We start from the raw sequence: 17,914 nt of genomic DNA on the forward strand, positions 1-17,914 counted from the left end.
CCGATTTTCAGGGGCGAATTGCGTTCATCAACCAACGACCCGAGCCGGCGCTGGCGAGATCGTCCGATCCGGTCCCGCCGGTTTCATCGAGAACGCCTGTTGCAGCAGAATTACGAGAAGTACGCCCGTAACAACGCAGGCGAGACGAATGAACCATACGTCGACCTGGTCGCGACGCGCCGGACGCTCGCCTGAACGTCTTGGTCGTTCCTGATCCGCCATCGCCGCCTCCCTGGATTTTCTGTTAACCGCTACGCCCAATCAGCATGATCCCCAGCAGAAGAAACCAACCAGAGCAGAAGAAGCAAGCAGAGGATCACGCCGACCCCCTGTTCCCCCGCGCCGCCGTGCTCGCGTTCATACAGGACACCTCTACCCGACCAGTTCCCAAGGGCTTGACAGGGTCTCGCTGGAGCAGCGCGGAAGATTGCGATCCGCCACGGCGCGGTCCGCTCTGACCTGCATGACAAAGCATTGGATTGAAGAGTTTCGGCGGATCGTTGAAACTGCGCTTGGCTAGGGTCGTGCGCCCGATGACGCGATCGCTGCCAAGGAGGTCGCCGCATGAAGAGGATTGAGCGCTCACTCGAAGAGGTTGAGGACTTCGCCGCCCTTTTGGCCGGTCCGCTTGGAGATACGCTTCGCGGCGCGGGGGCGATCATTCAACAGCGGTTGCGCCAGCGCCGCCTCGTCTGGGCTGATCTCGACGATCAGGCCGTGGCGGACCTCTTCATCGCAGCCTTGATGCAAGCCGTGCTCGACGCGCACCCTGACGCCAATCGCGACGTCGTGGAAAGCGCGTTGGCGACCTTGTCCAGCAGCATCTACATGGCTTTTGCGGCCAATTCTGGCGGCGGGACGGCGATCAACTGAAACTTGCGGCGGTGAGGGGCCGGCCGGATGTTCGGCCGGTCCGACACGCCGATTTGATTCTGAAACCGGGCTCCAAAACCTATGTATTGCATGTGGTTTGGCTTGGGCGAGGTTTGGCGTGATGGAAACGAGTGCCGACCGGAGACGACTTGGAGATCCTCTCCAGCGAACTCAGCGAGGGCCTGAAGTCAGCGCTGAGACTGGCCCGCGCCATCATCGAGGAAAGGGTGCGCGAAGGCGGCGTGACGGTTGATGACCTGGATAATCATCACCTTCTGGAAGATTTCACGGATGCGTTCGTCGAAGCGGCGCCGGCCGTCTACGCGGGAATGCACCGAGATACAGTTCGAAAAGTGCTTCGAGCCATGTTGTCGACCATCGTCCTGGACATTTCCGCCCAAGCTGACAGCAGCCGATCGATTCATTGAACCCGGAGAGGAGGAAGCCCGCCCCGGCGAAGCGGAGCGGGCCCGAGGAGGGGTCTGGGCGGCGATGCGATATCGCCTGGAACATGATGACTACGCAGCCGACCCCATAGCTTCCGAGTTGACGGCGGCGTCCGCGATGGTCGTCAGGTCTTCGTCGGTCTGGGATTCTTCCTGCAGTGTCTCGTCCAATAGCTTGACGGCCTCCTGCAGCCCCATCACCTGCGCCCAACGCTTCAGCGTGCCGTAGCGAGTGATCTCATAGTGCTCCACCGCCTGAGCCGCGGCCAACAGGCCGGCGTCGAGCGCCGGGGAGTCCTTGTACTCCTCGATGATTTCGTCGCCTTCGGCCAAGATACCTTCAATGGCGTCACAGGTCTTGCCGCGCGGAGCCTTGCCGATGATTTCGAACACCTGCTGCAGGCGTTCAATCTGGCCTTCGGTTTGATCCTTGTGTTTTTCGAACGCGGCCTTGAGTTCCGGCGCCTGTGCAGCGCGAGCCATCTTCGGCAACGACTTCAAGATTTTGCGCTCGGCGTAGTAGATGTCGCGGAGCGTATCGTGAAACAGGTTCTCGAGGGTCTTATCGGCCATGTCGTCCTCCTTATTGGCAGGAGAAAAAGCGCTTCGTCTCAGGCTTGTTCCATTCCAACGCCGACGCCGCTAGGCCCGGTCGATTTCGGTCCCGCATGTCTGTGTCCTGCGGCCGCGTCCCGGTGGACGTCTGAGGCGCCCGGCGCCCGCGTGCAAACCTTGACGATTTCGGCGCTCCCCGCCTTAATGCCAGCTGTGAAGTCGGCCTTTTCAGGAGGAGACATTGCAACGGAAGACGACCGACCAGCTATGCCAGCTCGCGCGAAGCGGCGGCAGCATGGTGATCTACGCGGACACGCGTCCCACAGAGGACCTCATTCAGATCGCCCTTGAACTGCGCCATGGGGCGACGCTGACGCTGAGCGGCATGGCGATGCGGCCCGTCGAAGACCTCTGTCGGATTGCAGACGCGGCGCCGGGCCGGGTATCGTTCGCGAGTTAGTTGGCTGGCGGGTTGCGGCGACAGTCCGGGCGAAGCCCGGCCCTACCGTCTGGACGGAGGGCCGGGATTGAACGCCTGTTCAAAGAATAACGGCGGCGGGCTAACTCGCCGCCGGCGTTGCAGATCGAGCCGCTTCGCCGACGTTCTCTGCAGCGGCTCCAACGCTCTCCGCGGCGCCCGCAATAGCATCGGACTCAACCCGTTCGCTCTGGCCCATATTGAGCAGGAAGTAGGCGATGACGCCGACCACCAGCAAGCCGAGAATGAGAGCGACGACCGCGCCCATGCCGCCGCCCCGTCTTTCTGCGACCACAGTCGGGCCGTCTGTGGTCGTTGTTCGTTCGACGGAGCCGTCGGGGTGTTGGACCGTGCGTTCGGTAGGCATGCTTCTGTCTCCTCCGTGAAGCTGTTCAAGCGGAGCAAAGCGCGCAGAGTTCCTTATAGCTAAGCCACCGAGACAGTGACGCTCAGTCACCGTAGGAGAGCCGCCAAGGCCTTGAGCCCTGGTGTCATGGATGATCAAGACCTCGCTCATGACCGACCCGAACGCCAAGGAGTCCCCTCAGCGACGCGCGTCGGGCGTATCAGCAATTCGCCTTGGCCAGGCGCTGGCGTAATTTGGGTCGGGAACTGGACATAAGAGCGTGCGTTAGTCGAGCACCCTTCACCGCGACCGCTATTCGGAGGCTCCCATGCCAAGGGACCCGGCAAACCCCCTATTTGAGAAGGTCGACGCATTCTTGAAAGAGGCCTTGGCGGAGCGGAATCTCGGGGCGCGGGCGCGGCTATTGGGCAAAGCCGTTTACTGGAACGAGATCCTGGCCAAGGCCGAGGGCAAGCCGTACCGCAGTCGTCTTTGAGAAAAAGACGCCCCTCGCGGTTCAGCGAGGGGCGGAGGTTCCGCATCATTAACAGTTAGAGAGACGATTGTGATCAAGGCCCGCTCCGGCCAGTAGCACGTCTGTTGAATGCAGGGATCGCCCGCTCGTTCCCTATGGACCTGCGCGGACGCCCACCTGAGCCTACTGAGTTTCGCACCAGCCTCGACTGCGTTGTCGTCCTGGAGGGAGGGGCCGCGCCCGCCTCACATTGGCGACACCGACGCCGTGGTCGATCAGTACGTCACCCGGCATGGCCTGCGCGGCATGGTCTCTCTCCCTTGCTGGAATGCGGGACTGCCCCCCCAGGCGCGAAAGGTTTCATGAAGATTCGAATGGCCTAGCGCCCCAATGGCCGCAGGCTTCTTCGAGCCGCTCATCAGCCGGGTCATCGTCCAGCCTTCATTTGACCCAGCCCTGCTGACGATCGTTCGTTTCACGCGGAATCGCCCGCAGGTCTTGCGGGCGTCTGTGCGCGGGCTCCTCGAGGCCTCCTTAAGATTACAGGGTTGGCGGATGGTTATTCGCATTGCAGAGTTTGGCCATCGTTCGTGCGCGTGAATCTAAGCCAGATCGAAGGGGGAACATTGAACGACGAGGATGAACGTCTCGCTGAGGTGTGGCTTGCGCACTTCGGCTCGCCCATGCCAATTTTTGGAGCAGCGGCCGTGGCGCGCAGGATTCTGCTCGATAACGGCGGTCGCGAGGCGCTGCGCGCTGCCGATATCGCCCTCGCAGAGGATGGCCGCAGGAACACGCCTGCTGTTCGGCCCTCGAGACCTCGCCGCTGAACAGGGTGATCGTCATCCTCCTGGGTATCACTGGGTGAAGATGCAGCCCTGGAAGTTGGGGCGGCGAGAGAGCCGAGTGCAGCAAACGCGACGAAGTTGCGGCGTGGTCCTGCCCTCAAGATCTCTCGATGAACAAGGATGCCTCAGGTCCGTCTTTGGACATCCGCCGGAAGTACGGATGGTGATCTGAAGGGCGGGGACGTGGCCCAGTCTGCGTCCCATATACAAGCTTGGCCATGATGGCTCGACTTGATGTCGTCTTGCGAACCTTGAGCCAGTGTCCGACACGGGCGCCCGAGGGACTCTGCGCCGGGTGCGGGGTGCGGAGTGCAGGAGGGTTGGTAGCTCGGCACCGCGGTGGATCACGGCTTGGCAGTCTTGGAGCAGATTTACCCGTATCGGGCGGTCCGTCGGACAGCGGACTGGCACAACGTCGCGGCGGGGGGGGGAAACAAACGTCCACTCGTCAGAGAAATTGGCGGGTGTTTGCTGCCCGGCGCTCCGGCGAACCTCGGCCTTGAAACCGCTTGTGTCGGGCAGGGGATACAGCAACTTTCGCCGCCCGTGAGGTTTCTTGGCTCGTGTCGCGACAGTCTGTTCGCCACGGACAGGAAGATCCTCATGCCTCTGATCCCATTCGCCCGCATCCTGACGTCATGGCTGGGGTGGTTGTTCCTCGCCGCCGCCGGCTATCTGTTGTGGACGTGGTGGTCGGGCGAGATTGTCTCCCAGTCGCCGGGCGTCGACTACCGGGTCCGGGAGGACTGGCGCGCCTGGACGGCGGCCGGGCTCCTGACGTGGAGTATCCTGGGCCGATGGCCCACGACCCTGCTTCTGGCCAGGAGCGACACCGATCCCACGGTGCCCCGTCGCGCCGACGGCGCTATGATCGACAGTCCAACCGGCTCCAAACTCTATGTGGAGACGCGCGGTCCGGCTAACGGGCCGGTGGTCGTCGCCACCCATGGCTGGGGCCTGGACAGCACGATCTGGCAATATTTGAACCGGGACTTGGCGACCCACCGCAGCCTTGTCCCGCATCAGCAGGTCACTTGGGACCTCCCCGGTTTGGGGCGCTCCAAGCCGCCCGCCGACGGCGAGATCGCGCTGGAGCTCTTCGCCGGCGACCTCGCGCACCTGATCGACCGCGTCTCGCCCCGACCCGTCGTCCTCATCGGGCATAGTATCGGCGGGATGACAATCCAGACACTGGCGCGCGACCATCCCGACCTGTTCAGGGCGCGCGTGGCTGGCGTCGTCCTATTTGACACGACCTACACCAATCCTCTCCGCACCATGATATTGAGCAAACTGGCTCTGGCAATGCGTCGTCCGGTGCTCGAGCCCGTTCTCAAAATGGCGGTCGTTTATGAACCGCTTGCATGGCTGGGCGCTTGGCAGGGCTATTTGAACGGCACCGCTCACATGGCCAACAGGCTTCAGTTCGGCAGATACGTGACCCGAAGCCAGCTTGAGCACACGACCCTGCTGGGGACCCGCAATTCTCCCGGGATTCTCGCCAGGGGCAATCTGGCCATGTTCGACTGGGACGCCTCCAGCGCGATTGCAGATATGGACTGCCCGCTCCTGATCCTGGGCGGCGACGTTGACGTCGTGACCAAGCTGGAGGCCAGCGAGGCGATCCGCGACATGGCGTCGGACGCCGTTCTGGAGCCCGTCTCCGGCGTCAACCATATGGGCTTCTTGGAGCGGTCGGGCCATTACAACAGCCGGACCATCGACTTCATCGCCGCCCGCTGCATCGAAGCGCAGCGCGGGTCGGCGCGCCCCGTTCGTGCGCCGATCCTGGATTAGGCTCGGTTGCGCGGGCGACGGCCTGAGCGTTCAGGGCAAAACGGCCGGGAACCGGGGCCGTTTCTTCGACGTCGCCGCAAGTGGACGTCCTTTCGGACCGCCCGCGTATCGATCGTTCGACGCGCCGATCATCCAGGGTAGATCGGACAGGAGGGGAGGCTTTGGCGGTCAGCAACAGGCCTCAACCTTCATCGTCCATCGGATCGACTGACGGCGTAAGGAGCTCGCTCGCCGCGTCATTGGTCGAGGGCGGGCGTGAACGAGACTCTTCAACCTGAGAAGCGCGACCGACGCGGGGCTGTCCTCGGCCGGTCAGGCCGAGAGCCTCGACTGCCTCATCGCCTTCACGGCCGAAAAGGCTCCGCAGGCGCACGTCCGTCTGGGGAAACGGCACTTCGATACCTGCGGCGTCGAGCGCGTCTGCGATCAGCCAGGTGTAGGCCGCGTGCATGCCCGCAGGCCGTTTGACGGCGGCTTGGGTCGGCCAGACCAGCAGTTCGAAATCCAGCCCGCGTTCGCCGAAGGCGACAAGCCAGACCTGGCTCTTGCGCGCCTCGGTCTCGGGAAGCGTGAACGGCGAGGCCCGGGCCGCCGCAAGCACGGCGTCGCGGACCCGACCGCGGTCTGCCCCGTAGGCGACGCTGAAGGGAACGTGGATACGACGCGTGTCGCCCTTCAGCGTCCAATTCGTCACCCGGTCCTCGATGAAGGCGGAGTTCGGGACGATGATGTTGACGTTGTCGTTGGTCCGGATGCGCGTCGCGCGCGGTCCGATCTCCATGATCGCGCCCCGCACGCCCGCCTCCAGTTCAACGTAGTCGCCGATTGAAACCATCCGGTCGAAGATGAGGAAGAGGCCGGAGACGAACTCCTTGACCACGCCCTGCAGACCCAGGCCGACGCCTATGCCCAGGGCTCCGGCGAAAACGGCCAGCGACGACAGGTTCAGTCCTGCCGCAGACAGGCCCGAGATCACGCCGAAGACGATCAGGCCATAGGTGACCAGCTTCTCCAGGACATAGAGGGCTGCGGTGCTCTTCTGGGGCGAGCGTTCGCGCACGCGGCACAGGATACGCCCCAGTATCTTGGCCAGGATGACGGCCGCTACGATGATGATGACGCCGCTGATCACGCCGCCCAGGGTGATGGCCGAGCCGCCGAGGCTGAACAGCCGCGCCCCCTCCAGCCGGTCCACGTCGCCCAGTTTTCCAAGATCAGGAAGCATGACGGGGAAGGGAGCGCCCGGCCAGCGTCACGGTTCCGCTTGTCCCCATGCATCGAATGTCGAGAGCCGGCGTTGAGGCCGTTCGACCATTGGGGCTCACACCGCGTGACACTGCAGCAGGGACTGGCGTTCGGACTGATCGCCCTGACCATCGGCGCCTTTGTCTGGGGCCGGTTCCGCTACGACCTCGTCGCCCTGGTGGCTTTGGTCGTCGGGTTGGCGGTCGGGATAATACCGGCCGAGGCGGCTTTCGACGGGTTCAAGAACGACGTCACCATCATCATCGCCTGCGCCCTGATCGTCTCGGCCGCCTTTGCGCGGTCGGGCATCGTCGAATTGGCGATGCGTCGCATCCTGCCCCTGCTGAAGACCGAGCGGTCGCAAGTTCCCGTGCTGACGGGGACGGTGACCCTGCTGTCGATGGCGACCAAGAACGTCGGCGCCCTGGCCATCATGATGCCCGTGGCCCTGCAGGTGGCGCGGCGCACGGGATCGGCGCCCTCGCGGCTGCTGATGCCGATGGCGTTCGGGGCGATGGCGGGCGGGATGGTCACCCTGGTCGGGACCGCGCCCAACATCATCGTCGCGGAGGTGCGCCAGAACATCCTGGGCCAGCCGTTCCAGATGTTCGACTATGCGCCGGTCGGACTGGCCCTGACCGCCATAGCCCTGGCCTTCCTGGCCGTCGGCTACCGTATTCTGCCACGGGACCGGCACGGCGCCACCGCCATGAGCGCCGCCTTGGCCGCCAACGCCTACGCCACCGAGGTCAGCGCGCCCGAGGACTGGGCGCCCGGATCGATGTCGGTCTCGGCGCTCCGGGAATGCGGCGAGGGGGATGTGCGGATCATGGCCCTGATCCGCGACGGCAGGCGCAGGCCCAATCCGCGCGGCAATACGGTCATCAAGCCCGGCGACGTCCTGCTGGTCGAGGGCGGTCAGGAAGCGTTGGAAGAATTCCTGGGGCGGTCGCGCCTCAGGCTGATCCGCGAGAACAGGCCCATAGCTCTCGAGAACGCCTCTGAAGAGATCGCCATCGTCGAGGCGGTGGTCGGCCGAAACTCGGCCTTGCAGGGCCAGTCGGTGCGCCAGTCGGACCTGTACGGCCAGCATGGGATCAACCTGCTGGGTGTATCTCGCAGCGGCTACGAACTGACCCAGCACCTTCGTACGGCCAAGCTGGCGTCCGGCGATATCGTCCTGTTGCAGGGCGCGGAACAGGCCCTGCCGGCGGCGCTGACTGCGCTGGACCTCCTGCCCCTGGCCGAGCGCGAGGTCCGGCTGGGCGGGGTCCGCAAGCGGTTCATGCCGGGCGTGGTGCTGATGATCGCCATGACCCTGGTCGGCTTCGGGGTGATTCCCGTGGCGATCGCCTTCTTCGGCGCGGCGGTGGCGATCGTCGCCCTGGGGGGGCTCAAGATGCGCGAGGCCTATGCGTCTCTGGACGGGCCGCTGCTGGTGCTGATCGCCGCCTTGATCCCGGTTTCGGACGCGATCCAGACGACGGGCGGATCGGACCTGGTCGCCGGCCTTCTGAGGACTGTCTTCAGCGGGATGCCCGGCATTCTTGCGGTCGGCGGGGTCATGCTCGCGTCGATGGCGGTGACGCCCTTTCTCAATAATGCTGCGACGGTCCTGATCGTCGCCCCCATAGGCGCGACCCTGGCCCAGCAATTGGGGTTCAACCCCGACCCGTTCCTGATGGCCGTGGCGGTGGGCGCCGCCTGCGATTTCCTCACCCCGATCGGACACCAGTGCAACACCTTGGTGATGGGGCCGGGCGGTTATAAGTTTTCGGACTACCCTCGGCTGGGGGCGCCGCTCAGCCTGCTGGTCCTGCTGGCCGGACCGCCCCTGATCCTGCTGTTCTGGCCTCTGTCATGACTTGATAGAGGCGCTCCGGGCGCATCCGCGGCGTTCAGGACTCAAACACCGCCATTATCCGGCTTGCCAAGTGAATCCGGGTGAATCAGACTTGGGCCGCGTCTGATTTGACGCCGGGGCGTGAGAACCTCGCTTGAGCAGATCCTGAAATCCCACTTCGCGCTCCGTCGCCGCGGGTGGCCAGCGCGCATGTCCAGGCTCCCGTCCTCGGGGGCTAAAGGCGTCGGCGCATGTGTTTGAGCATGTTCTCAACACCCGGTGCTTCGGCCGGGCTCGCCTCTGAAACCGGAGGCGAGCCCGTGTCGGATGGATTTGAGAAACTGCAGCCTGAGGCGCCCCTGACGCTGGACGTCCTCCATGGTCGCTATGCGGCTTGGTTCCGGTCGCGGCTGGTCCGGCGGTACGGGCCCGAGGAGGCCGAAGATCTGCTTCAGGAGGCCTGGTTGCGCCTGGCGCCCTATGAGGGGCTGAAGGACATTCGCCATCCCAGGGCGCTCCTGTTACGAATCGCGTCCAACCTGGCCATGGACCGGGGCGGACGTCGGCGGCTGCGGGAGAAGCACGCCCGCGAGGCGGCGGCGGCTCCGGGCTGGGGCGTGGAGGCGCCCGGCCAGGCCGAAGTCCTTTTCGCCAAACAGGTCGTCCTGGGATTGCCGCAACCTCTGCGGGACGTTTTTGTGTTATCGAGGATCAAGGGTCTGTCAAATCGGCAGATCGCGGAACAGCTCGGCATCAGTCCCAAGACGGTGGAGTGGAGGATGACCAAGGCCCTGGCTCACTGCGCCGCCCAGTTTCGACGCTAGAGAGAATGCGCTCCATGCCCGATTCCAAGGCGCGGGTTCAGCCTGCGGAGACGGAGGCGGCGGCCTGGCACGCCCGTCTGGGCGAGCCGCGGGTCAGCGCCGAGACGATCGAAGGCTTCTTCGTCTGGCGTCAGAAGCCCGAAAACGCCGAGGCTTATCGTCGGGTCGAGACCGCCTGGACGGAAACCGGGCGGCTGAAGGCCGACCCTGACATGGCCGCGGCGGTCGAGGCCGCCATGACCCGCAAGGCCGCTCCGGCCCGGCGCAGGCTGGATCGTCGGCTGGTCGGAGCAGCCGTCTTGTGCGCCGCGCTCGTCCTGGGCGCAGGCCTGGTCTACGCCCTCAAGGATCGAAACAGCTTCGTCACGGCGGTCGGCGAGACGCGCGTGGTGCAACTGGCCGACGGCTCTTCGGTGCGGATGGATACCGGTTCCCGGCTTCTGGTCCGCTACAGCGGGGATCGGCGCCACATCGAACTCCAGGAAGGCCAGGCCTTCTTCACCGTGGCTCATGACGCCGCGCGGCCCTTTGTCGTGTCGGCCGGAGAGGCGGAGGTGACGGCGGTCGGCACGGTCTTCGACGTGCGCAGGGACGCCGGAGCGGTCAGGGTGACCCTCGTGGCCGGCGCCGTCGACGTCCGGGGGCAGGCGGCGGGCGAGGTGCGGCGGCTGAAGAAGGGGCAGGAGGCCTTGGTGGCGGGACCGCAGATCATCGCCCGGGCCACCGACGTCGCCGCCGCCACAGGCTGGACCGAAGGACGGATCGTCCTGCGGGAGACCTCCCTGAAACAGGCCGTGACCGAGGTGAACCGATATCTGACGGCGGGCATCGAACTGGACGCTCCCCTGATGGAGGAGGAGAGGGTGAGCGGGGTCTTCAAGACCGGGGATCGCGACGCCTTTGTCTCCGCCGCCGCCGCCAGCCTTGGACTGAAGGTTTCGGAGGGCCGCAACGGCGCGGTCCGTCTGACGCCGAAAAAATAATTTGCGCCCGGCTCCGGGGTTGGGCGGGGTCTGAGCCGTCTCTCTCCTCGACGCCATCCCGCGTCGAGGGGAGCCGATAGAATGAAACGCCTGAGCCTCTTGTCCTGCAGCGCCCTGGTCGCCTGCGTCGTAGCCGTCGGCGCGCCCGCCTGCGCCCAGGACCTGCGCGACTATGACATAGAGCCGGGCGCGCTGGGCCGCGCGCTCGACCAGTTCGCCGAACGATCCAGCCGACAGATATTCTACACGCGGGCCCAGGTGTCGGGACGGCGAACGACAGGCGTCAAGGGCCGGCTTTCTTCCGGGGACGCCCTGGACCGTCTTCTTGGAGGCACGGGGTTGGGCTGGTCCGTAACCGAGGCGGGGGTGATCGTCCTGCGCCGCAACGAGCGGGCCGAGGGCGGCGATGCCGCGACCACGGTGGACGACGTGGTGGTCACCGGCACGCTTCTTCGGTCCTCGGGCGACCTGGCCTCGCCGGTCGTGACCCTGGACCGGAACGCCCTCGACCGGCGCGGCTTCGGGACCGTGGCGGAGACCCTGACGAGCCTGCCGCAGAACTACGCCGGATCAGCCACCCCGCTCGTCCAGGCGGCGGGCTCCGACGTCGGCGCGTCGAACAATGTCTACGCCACAGGGGTCAATCTGAGGGGGCTGGGTCCGTCGGCCACCCTGGTCCTGGTCAATGGCCGCCGGTTGGCGGGCACCGGATCGCGGGCCGAGTTCGCCGACGTCTCCGCCCTCCCGTCGGGCGCGGTGGAAAGGGTCGATGTCCTGCTGGACGGCGCCTCGGCTCTCTACGGCTCCGACGCCGTCGCCGGCGTGGTCAACGTCATCATGCGCCGGTCGTTCGACGGGCAGGAGACCCGCGCGCGCGTCTCCGTCGCCAGGGGCGGCGGGGAGGACGTCATCCTGTCCCACCTGGCGGGGCGAAGCTGGTCGGGCGGATCCGCCTATCTTTCCTACGAGTATCAGACCGTCAACGGCCTCAGCAGTCTGGATCGGCCCTATACGGCGGATGGCGACCTGCGCCCCTTCGGCGGCACGGATCACCGGCGGTTTTACAGCGCGCCTGGCAACATCATGGCCTTTTCAGGCGGCGCCTATGTGACCCAGTTCGCCATACGTCCGCCAGCGGGCGGGACGGCGAGGGGACCGGGCGACTTCGTCGCGGGCGAGGAGAACCGCGAGGCGGGCAGCTTGGGCGCCGACCTGCTTCCGGCCATGGAGAGGCGCAGCGCCTATGGCCGCTTCAGCCAGGCCCTGGGGGACCGGATCGAGATCACGGGCGACCTGCGCTACAGCCTGCGGAAACATGAGGTGGCCACAGCGGCGAGCGGCGGCGTCTTCACCGTGACCAGCGCCAATCCCTGGTTTGTCTCACCCGCCGGCGCCGCCTCCCACACCCTGGCCTATTCCTTCGCCCGCGACCTGGGACCGGGGCGGAGTCACGCCCGGTCGGAAAGCCTGGGCGTGACCCTGGGCGGACGGTTCGACCTGACGCCGGCCTGGACGCTCGAGGCCTATGTCGCGGGGGCCGAGGAACGCGGGGACTTCGACAATTCGAACCGGATCAACAGCCGCTTCCTCGCTGAAGCCCTGGGCAATATCCCCGATGACCCGGCCACGCCCTACAGGGCGGCGGTCGACGGCTACTACAACCTTTTCGGCGACGGCGCCGCCAACGGTCGGGCGCTCCTTGACTTCGTGGGCGCCGGAACAGCGCGTGTCGAGAACCGCAGTCGCGCGACCTCGGCCAACCTGCTCGTTCAGGGGCCGGTCGCGACCCTGCCGGGCGGCGAGGCTTCCCTGGCCCTGGGGCTGCAGCTTCGCAGGGAGACTTTCGAGACGCGAGGCGAGACCTTCATCGCGACGGCGGCCCCGGTCGAACGCCTCACCCCTCGCCGGGAGCGCAACATCTCCGCCGCCTTCCTCGAGGCGCGTATACCTTTTGTGGGCGAGGGCAACGATCGTCCCGGCCTGCGCAGCCTCGACCTCTCCGTGGCCGTGCGGTTCGAGGACTATGACGACTTCGGCGAAACGACCAATCCCAAGCTGGGCCTGGTCTGGTCGCCGATCGAGAACCTGGGGGTTCGCGCCTCCTGGGGAACTTCATTCCGGGCCGCCGCCCTGCCGCAGCTCTTCGATCCCATGGGGGTCTCACCCCTGTTCCTGAGCGGAGCGGGCGGCGCCAACATCCTCACCCTGCAGCTCAACGGCGGAAATCCCGACCTCAAGCCGGAGACGGCCGAGACCTTCACCCTGGGCTTCGACTATCGCAGGCGCGACGGCGCCAGCTTCAGCCTGAACTACTTCGATACCGAATTCACGGACCGGATCAGCCGGCCGCTGACCGAGAACGCGCGCGCCACGCTCACCGATCCGGCGGCCCGGCCCTTCGTGACCTTCATCAATCCGTCGAGCAGCGCCGCGGATCTGGCGCTCATCCAGAGCTATGGCCATCTGCCGGGATTCTCGACCCTCTATCCGTTCTCTACCTATGGCGCGATCGTGGACGGCCGCTGGGTCAATGCGGGCGGGGTCAGGGTGCGCGGCCTCGACGCCTCCGCGCGCTACGGCTTCGAAGTCTGGTCGGGCCGCCTTGATCTGGAAGCCTCGGCGTCCTGGATCCTCGACTACGAGACCCGCGCCACCCCGACGGCCCCGGTACGGCAAGTCGCGGGCCTGATCGGCTATCCCGTGGCGTTCCGGGCCCGGAGCGGCGCGACCTGGCGACGCGGGACCTTTGACGCAGGGCTCCACTGGAGCCGCGTGGACGCCTATCTAGACCATCTGGGCGCGCGGATCGACGCCTGGAATACGATCGACGCGCGGCTCGGGTGGAGTCCCGGCGACGCCGGCGGATGGGGTCTGGCCCTGGCGGTGCAGAACCTCCTGGACGCGGATCCGCCCTTTTATGACGCCCCCACGGGCTACGGCTTTGACGCCGGACAGGCCAGCCTCCTGGGGCGGGCTGTTTCGCTGCAACTGATCCGGCGCTGGTGATCGGTCGCCATGGGAAAGCTTGCAAGCCGTCTCGCGGCGGCGATGGCGGCCGCCGTTGTGACGACGGCGCCCGCCATGGCCGTCGAGACTGAAGCGGAGCGGCCGCTGACGGTCGAAGACGTGGTCTCGCTTGAAGCCTTCGGGCGCGCGGACATATCGCCGGACGGGCGATGGCTCGTCTACGAAAAGCGCGGGGCTTATGACACGGCCCCGCGCTTCGACCTGGCCTGGCGTTCGGCCTGGACCCTGATGGACCTGTGGATCGTCGATCTGGAAGCCCCGGCCGCCCGGCCCCGTCTCTTGCTGCCCGGGGAAGGACCGGGCCTGCAGCGCATGGCCTGGTCGCCGTCAGGGCGGCGCCTGCTCGTCACGCGCCTGCAGGGCGAGGCCTATGACTACGGGGTGGTCGATGTCGCGCGGGGGACGGTGGCCTGGACCGATCTCGCCGCCGATGTCTCGACACGGGGCGCGGAGGCGGAGTGGATGACGGACGAGGCGCTGCTAGTGATCAGCCGCCCGGACCGCAGCCTGCCCGCCGCCATGCGTCAGGACGGCGGAGCCCAGCCAAGGATGGCGGCGGCCTGGCGCCGCACGGCCCGGGGGAGGGAGGCGTCCCGCACCGTGGTGGAGACCCGCGGCGGCGTGGAGCAGGCCGAGTCGCCGCGGCCGCCTCGCGCCCTGGTGAGGCTGGATCTTGAGACGGGGACGAAACAGGTCCTGGCCGAGGGGCGGCTGACAGACTTCGCCCTCTCGCCTGACCGGCGTCTTCTGGCCGTCGTCCGCGGCGAGGAGCCGGTTCCGGTCGATCCTGACATCGTCGTGCTGACGGAAAGCGACCGGCGCGAGCGACTGAGCCTGATCGACCTGGAGACGGGCGTAGAGACGCACCCGGGACCTGGCCTGGACGTGGCGCCCCATCTCCTGCGCTGGTCATGGGATTCCACGGCGGTCCTGGCCTGGGCGCGCGCCGACGGATCGGCCTGGCGCGAAGGCGGACTGATCAAGGCGACCCGGCAGGGGGTGGAGCGGATGATTCCGGAGGGGCTCACGCCGGGCGATGACGCGGCCATATTGCGCGGGGTCCGGGCCGACTGGCTGGGCAAGCATCCTGTCCTTCTGGCGCAGGACGACGCGGGCGGACGCCTGGACTGGCGGCTGCTCGCCGGGGTCGGCCCGCCCAGGACCCTGACCGCCGGAATGCGGGACGTGCCGGCTCGGATCGCCAGCGCAGGGCCGGACGCCCTTCACGTCTTCGCGGACGGCGGATACTGGGCGATCTCGACACGCGGCGCGCAGCGACTTACGCCCGACGGCGTGCGCCTGCGGGAAACGGTTCCCTATGACCCGGAGCGATCTCGGCGGCAGGCCGGGGCCGAGGCGCCGCGACGGGACTGGAGCCTGGCGACGGACGAGACGGGGGCGGTCGTCCAGGTCTTCGCCGACGGCGGACTGCGCCGTATCAGCGGAGGCGCGGCGAGCGTCGTTCGGACCTTGTCGGCCGCGCCAGGCGCCGCCCTGGTGCTCGAACGGAAGGGGCTCGCTGAGACCCTGAGGCTGCGCCGGGGCGGCGAAGACCGCGCGCTCGACGTCGTCAACGCCGATCTGTCCGGGGTCGCCCTGGCGGAGCCCATGCCCGTGGCGCATCCGGGCGTGGACGGCAAGCCGGCGACGAGCTGGCTTTTCCTGCCCCGGGGCGCGGGGACGGCGCCCCTGCGCGGCTTGGTGGTCAAGGTCTACCCGGGGTCGTACGACAACCTCGTCTGGGCGGACCCGATGACCATGACCTACGGCCTCAGGGCCCAGGTTCTCGCGGGCGCCGGGTTTGCGGTGCTGAGCCCCGCCATGCCGCCGGGACGGCCGGAAGACAGAGGCGACCTCTATGTCCGCAGCGTCGACCTGGCGGTGGACGCGGCCCTGGCGGCCCATCCCGAGCTGCCCCGCGACCGCATCGGGGTCCTCGGCCACAGCTTCGGGGGCTACGCCGCGCTTGAAATCGCCGCACGCTCCAACCGTTACCGGTCCTATGTCGCCTCGTCCTCCTTCAGCGACATGGTCGGTCTCTGGGGCGAGTTCGAACCGGCCAGTCGGATCCAGCCGGAAGAGGGGATGAGGCTGCGCGCCAACCAGGGCGCGGCGGAAACCGGGCAGCACGGCCTGGGGGCGCCGCCGTGGCGGGCGCAGGCGGTCTATGAGGCGGCCAGTCCCTATCTGAAGGCCGAGGGCATCAGGGCGCCGGTCCTGTTCCTGACCGCGGACATGGACTTCGTGCCGACAGGGCAGGCCGAGCGGGTCTTCAGCGTGCTGCACCGCATGGGAGGGCGGTCCCGCCTTGTCACCTATTGGGGCGAAAACCACCACGTCTGGAGCCCCGCCAATATCCGTGATCGCTACGCCCAGATCTTCGACTGGCTGGATGAGACGCTCAGCGAGCCGCCGGCGCGGCCAGACGCGCTTCCCAGTGACGGACCCATCCCTCGAATGCCGCCAGGACCATGACGGCGGAATAACCCCCGCGCCACAGCAGGGCCTCGCGCGTGAGGGCGAGGTCCGCCGCATCCACGTCCAGAAGGCCGAGACCGGCGAGGCGGCCCTCCAGGAGCCAGGGCCTCAGAAAGTCGAGGCTGTCGTGAACCAGGCGGCCATAGAGGCGGGTCATGTCGCCCTTGGATCGCCGTTCGATGATTTCGATAGGGAGCCGATCGCGGAAGGCGTGTCGGGCCAGTCCGCGATCACGGCCGCCGAGGGTCAGGACTGGGGCCGGCAGAGAAAGGCAGGCCTCGACCACCGGCTGGGCGCAAAGCGGATTGCGCACGTCGACGAAGGGCGTGAGCGCGGAGGGCTCGTGGCGGGCGACGCTGTCGACGAGACCGGCGATCTGCAGGGCCTTGGCCGGGCCATAGTCGTCCCAGTCCCTGACCCAGGGGTGAGGCTCCATGAGCCCTGCGGCGGGCTTCAGCAGGGCATGGGGGCGCTGGAGGCGAGGGTGGGCTGACCAAGCCCGGCGTCGCGCCTGAAGGGCGAAGGTCCAGAGTGAGGCCTCATTGGCCGCGGCGAGTTCCCGGGCGTCCGCATCCAGCAGGCTCCGCCATCCCCTGGCGCGCCAGAGATCGACGAAGACGTCGGCCGTGGCGTTCTGGAGCAGGATGGCGTCTCCGCCCCGGCCGGTCATGAGGGCCTCGGCGCCGACGGCGCGGATGCGGTGCGCCCAGTCCGTCTGGTGGGCCTGGTCGAGCGCGTTCAGGCCTGGGCGGAAGCCGGCTGAAAGCGCGTCGAGGCTTTCGCAGGTCATTGGCGCGCGCAGATGCGGGACGCTGGCCGGGGCGATGTCCAGTCGCGCCGCCAGGCGGGCCAGGTAGAGGCGTTCGTCGGATTCCGGCGTGTCGCCATGGGCGTTGAGCCAGAGCCTGACGGCCTTGCGATCTCCTTTCACCAGGGCGGCGGCGACGATGGAGGAATCCAGCCCGCCGGACACCTCGGCGGCGAGCGGCGCGGAAAGCCCGGCCAGTCCGGTCACGGCCTCGTCCACCGCCTCCCTGAGCCGGGCGGCGGCCTCCTCGATGCCGGGCCAGGGCGCGAGGCTGCGCCGGGCCGGCAGAGCCGGGGTCCAGATTTCTACGAGCGAGGCGTCCAGCGGGAGGGGCTGGACGGTCCCGGGCGGAAGCGCGACGGGGCCGTCGAGGATCAGGGGGGCGCCGGCCGCGAGGGGATCCCTTAGGGCGAGATCGAGGCGCGCCCGGTTGATCAGCCAGCGCGGGCGACAGGCGTCCAGGAGCCATGGGAAGGCGGCGGAAGCGGCGAGCAGCAGGCCGTCCTGCTTCCAGGCGACGCATTCCAGCGCGCCGGAGGGATCGCGCAAGAGGGCCGTGGGGCGGCCGCGAGGGCCGAACTGGACGCCGATGTATCGGCCCCAGAAGCGGGCGACGAGCTTGCGTTCATAGGCCCAGGGGTCGTCGGGGGCGCAGGCCGGGAGCGTTGGGGCGCGCCGGTTGAGGACGTCGCCCACGAGCCTCCAGTTCGAAACCGTCGTCACCCGGGCGGGGCAGGGGCCGCCTGCGGCCAGCCAGCCGCCGGGACCGAGTTCGGTGACGTCCATGTCGTGCGCGCGGGCGAGGCGGGCGAGGCGGCGCGTGAGGCTGGCCTGGCCCCTGGCTTCCTCTTCGCCGTCCAGGGCGCAGACCAGGAGATAGTCGCCCAT

Annotated in this window: 13 protein-coding genes; 9 read left to right on the forward strand and 4 right to left on the reverse strand. The window is 67.4% G+C overall.

The window, feature by feature from the left end:
• Positions 1 to 564 precede the first annotated feature (564 nt).
• Both B4A39_RS13780 and B4A39_RS13785 read left to right on the forward strand, forming a co-directional pair.
• A complete protein-coding gene (locus tag B4A39_RS13780; protein WP_292037084.1) occupies positions 565 to 873 on the forward strand; it encodes a hypothetical protein in 309 nt (102 codons plus the stop codon).
• Positions 874 to 1,022: 149 nt separating this feature from the next.
• The gene (locus tag B4A39_RS13785) at positions 1,023 to 1,301 is read left to right on the forward strand and encodes a hypothetical protein (RefSeq protein WP_292037085.1); all 279 of its coding nucleotides are present in this window, start codon (positions 1,023 to 1,025) and stop codon (positions 1,299 to 1,301) included.
• A gap of 90 nt (positions 1,302 to 1,391) precedes the next feature.
• Here B4A39_RS13785 and B4A39_RS13790 read toward each other — a convergent pair whose 3' ends face one another.
• Entirely contained in the window at positions 1,392 to 1,892 is a 501-nt protein-coding gene (locus B4A39_RS13790; RefSeq protein WP_292037086.1) for a ferritin-like domain-containing protein, read from the reverse strand.
• A gap of 223 nt (positions 1,893 to 2,115) precedes the next feature.
• On the opposite strand from B4A39_RS13790, the gene B4A39_RS13795 reads away from it, so the two are divergent.
• Entirely contained in the window at positions 2,116 to 2,334 is a 219-nt protein-coding gene (locus B4A39_RS13795; RefSeq protein WP_292037087.1) for a hypothetical protein, read from the forward strand.
• A 100-nt stretch (positions 2,335 to 2,434) separates the two neighbouring features.
• Here B4A39_RS13795 and B4A39_RS13800 read toward each other — a convergent pair whose 3' ends face one another.
• On the reverse strand, positions 2,435 to 2,719 hold the full coding sequence (locus B4A39_RS13800) for a hypothetical protein (RefSeq protein ID WP_292037088.1): 285 nt from the start codon (positions 2,717 to 2,719) through the stop codon (positions 2,435 to 2,437).
• Between the two features lie 1,905 nt (positions 2,720 to 4,624).
• Here B4A39_RS13800 and B4A39_RS13805 point away from each other — a divergent pair.
• Positions 4,625 to 5,818, forward strand: coding sequence for an alpha/beta fold hydrolase (locus B4A39_RS13805; protein WP_292037089.1), 1,194 nt, complete (start codon positions 4,625 to 4,627; stop codon positions 5,816 to 5,818).
• A 181-nt stretch (positions 5,819 to 5,999) separates the two neighbouring features.
• On the opposite strand, the gene B4A39_RS13810 is transcribed toward B4A39_RS13805, so the two are convergent.
• Positions 6,000 to 7,043: a mechanosensitive ion channel family protein gene (locus tag B4A39_RS13810; RefSeq protein ID WP_292037090.1), complete on the reverse strand. Its 1,044-nt coding sequence runs from the start codon at positions 7,041 to 7,043 to the stop codon at positions 6,000 to 6,002.
• 105 nt (positions 7,044 to 7,148) lie between these two features.
• Here B4A39_RS13810 and B4A39_RS13815 point away from each other — a divergent pair, with 105 nt between their 5' ends.
• The 5 genes from B4A39_RS13815 (at position 7,149) to B4A39_RS13835 (ending at position 16,215) form a co-directional block, all read left to right on the forward strand.
• Complete coding sequence (locus tag B4A39_RS13815) at positions 7,149 to 8,927, forward strand: SLC13 family permease (RefSeq protein WP_292037091.1); 1,779 nt, start codon at positions 7,149 to 7,151, stop codon at positions 8,925 to 8,927.
• A 299-nt stretch (positions 8,928 to 9,226) separates the two neighbouring features.
• A complete protein-coding gene (locus B4A39_RS13820) occupies positions 9,227 to 9,730 on the forward strand; it encodes an RNA polymerase sigma factor (protein WP_292037092.1) in 504 nt (167 codons plus the stop codon).
• A gap of 14 nt (positions 9,731 to 9,744) precedes the next feature.
• Positions 9,745 to 10,713: a FecR family protein gene (locus B4A39_RS13825; protein ID WP_292037093.1), complete on the forward strand. Its 969-nt coding sequence runs from the start codon at positions 9,745 to 9,747 to the stop codon at positions 10,711 to 10,713.
• Between the two features lie 81 nt (positions 10,714 to 10,794).
• Entirely contained in the window at positions 10,795 to 13,719 is a 2,925-nt protein-coding gene (locus B4A39_RS13830) for a TonB-dependent receptor (protein WP_292037094.1), read from the forward strand.
• Positions 13,720 to 13,728: 9 nt separating this feature from the next.
• Entirely contained in the window at positions 13,729 to 16,215 is a 2,487-nt protein-coding gene (locus B4A39_RS13835; protein WP_292037095.1) for a S9 family peptidase, read from the forward strand.
• Here B4A39_RS13835 and B4A39_RS13840 read toward each other — a convergent pair.
• Positions 16,142 to 17,914, reverse strand: a complete 1,773-nt coding sequence (locus B4A39_RS13840) for an asparagine synthase-related protein (protein ID WP_292037096.1) — start codon at positions 17,912 to 17,914, stop codon at positions 16,142 to 16,144. The two genes, B4A39_RS13835 and B4A39_RS13840, sit on opposite strands and share 74 nt — an antisense overlap.

The sequence above is a fragment of the Brevundimonas sp. UBA4553 genome (assembly GCF_002387245.1).
Taxonomy (GTDB): domain Bacteria; phylum Pseudomonadota; class Alphaproteobacteria; order Caulobacterales; family Caulobacteraceae; genus Brevundimonas.